Source organism: Methylomonas rivi (genome assembly GCF_024505165.1).
In the GTDB taxonomy this organism is placed as follows: domain Bacteria; phylum Pseudomonadota; class Gammaproteobacteria; order Methylococcales; family Methylomonadaceae; genus Methylomonas; species Methylomonas rivi.
The window spans coordinates 1-4608 of record NZ_JANIBK010000217.1; the positions used below are offsets into that span (position 1 = coordinate 1).

A 4608-nucleotide genomic window follows, 5' to 3' on the forward strand; every position below is an offset into this window, starting at 1 on the left:
GTCGCCACGTCACGAATGCGCAGCACGCCGCCGTCGGCCAGACTGAGCAAAACCAGTTCGCCGACCGCATCGCCCCGCCGCGCGCCACCCTGAACCTGCAACAACAAATCGCCGGACGGCGTTTTAACCGTGCCGCCGGCCAGATCGAACGAAGCCCGGCGAATGGCCGCCGCGACCTGCTCCAGCGTCAAGCCGTATTGATGCAGACTTGTAGCGCGCAGCTCGACACCGATTTCATAATTCATCCGCCCGTAATCGACCGTCTGGGTGACGCCGGGCAAAGCCGACAACTCGGCGCGTATCCTGTCGCCCAGGGCTTTCAGCCGCAACGGCTCGACCTCGCCGTACAAGGCCACCCAGATCACACCGTCGTCACCGTCGCGCTGGGCTTCGCGAATGTCGATCTTTTCCACCGCCGCCGGCAGATGAGTCAAGGCATCGATACGCCCCCGCGCGGCGCTCATCACCGTTTCCCGGCCATGGCCCTGCAGTACGCTGACCTTGATCTGGCACTCGCCTTCAAATACGCCGGTATCCAGATGCTTGACGCCCGGCAAATCGTGAACCGCTTCCTCCAGCGGGATGCATAATCCCGTTTCCACATCCCGCGGGCCCGCGCCGGGATAAATGCCGACGATTTCGAACTGCTCGGGACTAAAGCGCGGAAAAACGTCCTTCTCCACCGCCATCAATCCGGCCAGGCCACCCAGCCAAATCAGCACCATCAACAGGTTGGCGGCCACCGGATTGGCAACAAACCAGGCCAATAGCGAGTTCGGCGAACGCACGGCATCTTTCATGGCTGGCTCCGCGTTACAGGCTGTCGCCGACCGGTTCAACGACCACCGGCATACCGGCCACCGGCACATCGATACCGGAGACGATCACCCGGTCCCCGGCCTGCAAGCCGCCACCAACCAACACACGCTCGGGATCGCTGCGCAGCACCTGTAAGCGTTTGATTTGCAGCTTGTTGTCGGCGTCGACCAGCAAGGCTTCCTGGGCGGCGTTCAAGGCAGTGCGCGGCAGTTCGAATACACCCTCCAGCTCACGGCCCTCGATTTCGGCGCTTAAAAAACTGCCCGGCAACAAGGCCGGTTCCCGCTCCGGATATTCGAGGCGGGCCACCCAATATTCCAGCCCGGTACCCTGATCGACGACACCCTCGCGGCGAACGATCATGGCCTGCCGTTGCACCTGTTCGGTCCCGCGTTCGGCCGTCAGCATCACTTTGGCGCCAATGGTCTTGCCGTTACGAATCTCGGGCACCGGCAAATAGCCGATCTGCGCCGGGCTCAACGGCAAGCGTATCTCGGCTGCATCGTCGGCATAGATTCGCGCCAACGGTTGGCCGATTGCCGCCGTCTGTCCAACCCCGGTCGATTTTTCCTTGACTCGCCCGTTGAACGGTGCGCGTATCTCGCAACGGCTGCGCTGTAATTTGGCGTCCGCCAGCTCGGCCTCGGCTTGTTTCAATTTGGCCTTGGCTTCCTGTAATTGCGGTTCGTGCAGGGATAGCGGGGTCGGCGAGCCCTCGCCCAGCACCCGCCATTCCCGTTGCGCCTGAATAGCCGCCGCCTGTTCTTCGGCCAGCGAGCGCCTGGCTTCCGCCAACCGGGTTTCGCTTCTGACAATCGCCAGATCGTATTCGGCCGTCTCCACCGACACCAACACCTCACCGGCCTTGAACCGGCCGCCGACCACAAAACTGTCCTGCACAGTCATGATTCTGCCCTGCACTTGAGCGGTCAAATCGATCTCGCGCACCGGCAGCAATATGCCTTGGCTTTGCACCGGCAAGCGCAAGCGTTGCGGTTGAGCAATCAAGGTTTTGACGGTTGGCGGCTGTAGTTTTGCCGCCTGCGCTTCGGGTTTGCCTCCGCCAGCCAACAGCAGGGTGCCTCCCAAGCCGGCCAACAAGACCAGCGCGGGCAGCACTATTTTCAGGGTATTGCCGGACATCAAACTCATACCCCGCCTCCCAGGGCCAGGTACAAATCCAGCCGATTGTTCAACAGCTGCAAGCGCGCATCCAACAGCGCGGTGCGTGCAATCAGGGTGCTGCGGTAACTATCCAGTAAGGTCAAAATATCCACGGAGCCATTTCGATAAGCATAAATGGCCAGCGCGCGGCTGGTCTCGGTTTGTTTTGCGGTGGCCGCCAGCGCCTGTTCGCGGCCAATCAACCAGTTCTCGGCCGCCAGACTTTGTTCCACTTCGCGAAACGCGTTCAGCACGGTTTCCCGGTAGCGATGCAAGGTTTCCTGACTTTGAGCGGCCTGCAAATCGATGTCGGCCTGTAAGCGATCGCCGGCATACAAAGGTTGAGCCAAACCCAATGCCAGATTCCAGGCAGCGGAACGCGGATCGGTGAGATCGGATAAGGTGTTGCCCAGGCTGCCGCCGCTGGCCGCCAGAGTAACCCGCGGCAACAAGGCCTTACGCGCGCTGCTAAGGCGCTGGTCTTGCGAGCGCAAACGTATGAATGCTGCCGACACATCGGGCCGGCGCGCCAGCAATTCCGAAGGCAAACCCGCCGGCAAGGCAACTGGCAAATCCGGCAGGCGTGCGCAGCGTTCGATAGTACCGCCCGGATAATGCCCCAGCAAAACTTCGAGTCGGCGTTGCGCCTGTTGTACCCGGTTACCCGCCTCTTTAAGTTCGGCCTTGGCATCGCTGAGGTCGGTCAATGCCAGACTCAAATCCAGTCCTTGAGCCAGCCCTAGATTGAAACGGCCCTGCAGCAATTCGACCAAGGCACCACGTTCATCAATGGAAGCTTGCACCACGGTTACCCGTTGCCGGGCTTCTGCCAGTTCGAAGCAGCTTTGCGCGGTACGCGCCGCCAACGATAACACCGCACCCTGCAAATCGGCTTCTACCGCATCGGCTGCCAGAACCGCTGCCTGCTGCGTAGCGTTGATCCGACCCCAGACATCCAGTTCCCAACTCAGATTGAACGGCACCGACCAGCGGCTACCGGTACTTATCGAGCTTTTCGCATCGCGTCCGGCGTCAGCATGCTCAAAACCCGGTGCCAACTCCAGTTGCGGTCTGGCGGGCGCGCCTGCTATGCGGGCTTGCGCACGGGCTTGCTCGACCCTGGTCGCCGTTGCTTTCAGGTCGTTGTTTCCTTCCAGGGCCTTCAACACCAGACTTTTAACATCGTCGTCGTTAAAGCTGGCAAGCCAGGCGCTGACCCGGCCTTGTGCAACACTAACCGCTAACGCCGTCCAGGCAGTCGGCAACGGGCCGGCTTCGCGAACGGCATCGCGTTCCGGCACTGTGGTACAGGCCGGCAGACACAACAACGTCAGGCATAGCCAGCAACCGTTACGACGCGGCATCGGCATTCAATAGATTTGCCACATCGGCAATAAAGTCATCATGCTTGACGATTTTGGCGTGATCGGCCGGCACCCGTGCCGATGACAGCACCCGGCTGCCACAGGCATGTTCCAGCATATCCTGGGCAAATTCCGCCGCTTCGCCGGCCTCATCCGACCACCAGCAATGCAGGCCTACCCTTACGGGTTCAATCCGGTAACTTTCACTCAATTGGCTCAATCGCTGCATAATCGCCAGTCCATTATTCACATCCAGCAATTTTAACCATGCCGCGGCCGGATGCCGAGCTTGATCCGCTTCACTGAGATTCGCCAGGCTATCAAGATCGAAATCCGCCCACTCTGGAGCGATACTCTTTAACAAATCCCTCAGGCTGTCTTTATCATCGACTTCCACATCGTCTTCCACGCAATCGAAACCAGGTACATAGCTGTCCACCAAGCCCAAAAAGGCCACTTCGCGGTCGGCTTGTTCCAATACGCTCGCCATACTCAACGCCAAAGCCCCGCCCAAGGACCAGCCTAACAAATGAATCGGGCCGAGCGGCTGCAGCTGCATCACCGCCTGGGCGTAATCCGATGCCATCGCCGCAATCGACTCGTCCCGCCAATCAGGTTCCAGAAAACTCCGGCACAGCAATCCATACACCGGGCGTTGATTCGCCAGCGCCCGAGCCAGAGGATAATAGCCGAACACCGTACCGCCGGCCGGATGCAGGCAAAATAGCGGCGGTTTATCGTCATCGGCACGATTCAAAGCCACCAAGGGCGACAATTGGCCGGTGTTGGCTTGCGCGGCCAACGCGGCAATGGTCGGTTGTTGCAGCAATTGGCTGAGCGAAAGATTCCAGTCCAGCCGCCTGTTGATCAGCGACACCAGCCGCAGTGCGCTCAAAGAGTGCCCCCCCAGTTCAAAGAAATTATCCTCGACGCCGATGTCTTCCAAGCCCAGCACTTCCCGCCAAATCGTTGCCAGCTGGTGTTCGACGGCGTTGCGCGGCGCGGTGCGGGTGCGGGCGATACGTTCCGGCGCCGGCAGGGATTGGCGATCCAGCTTGCCGCTGGGCAGTTTCGGCAGTTGCGGCAAGACTAGGATGTGGCTCGGCAGCATGTAATCCGGCAAGCGGGTTTGCAAGGCTTGGCGCAGGCTTTCGGTACATGGGGTTTCACTGCCTTCAGAGCTATCTACGGAACCGGAACCGACATAGGCCAGCAATTGGCCGTGTTCGCCGACGATGACCACGGCTTCGTCGATGCCGGC

At 60.4% G+C, this 4608-nt stretch carries 4 protein-coding genes; all 4 read right to left on the bottom strand.

Features of this window, described 5'->3' with window-relative positions:
- Nucleotides 1-800: efflux RND transporter permease subunit (locus tag NP596_RS19975; RefSeq protein ID WP_256617153.1), on the bottom strand; the 800-nt coding region annotated here is incomplete at its 3' end.
- A 13-nt stretch (nucleotides 801-813) separates the two neighbouring features.
- Entirely contained in the window at nucleotides 814-1971 is a 1158-nt protein-coding gene (locus NP596_RS19980; protein WP_256617154.1) for an efflux RND transporter periplasmic adaptor subunit, read from the bottom strand.
- Nucleotides 1968-3347 carry an efflux transporter outer membrane subunit gene (locus tag NP596_RS19985; RefSeq protein ID WP_256617155.1) on the bottom strand — a complete coding sequence of 460 codons (1380 nt, stop codon included), beginning with the start codon at nucleotides 3345-3347 and terminating at the stop codon, nucleotides 1968-1970. Before NP596_RS19985 ends, NP596_RS19980 begins: the two co-directional genes overlap by 4 nt.
- On the bottom strand, nucleotides 3334-4608 hold a 1275-nt coding region (locus tag NP596_RS19990), incomplete at its 5' end, for a thioesterase domain-containing protein (protein WP_256617156.1). The genes NP596_RS19990 and NP596_RS19985, both read right to left, overlap by 14 nt.

Excerpts from the sequence above, each read along its gene's own strand:
- NP596_RS19985 (WP_256617155.1), bottom strand. The coding sequence starts at position 3,347 with ATGCCGCGTCGTAACGGTTGCTGGCTATGCCTGACGTTGTTGTGTCTG.
- NP596_RS19980 (WP_256617154.1), bottom strand. The coding sequence starts at position 1,971 with ATGAGTTTGATGTCCGGCAATACCCTGAAAATAGTGCTGCCCGCGCTG.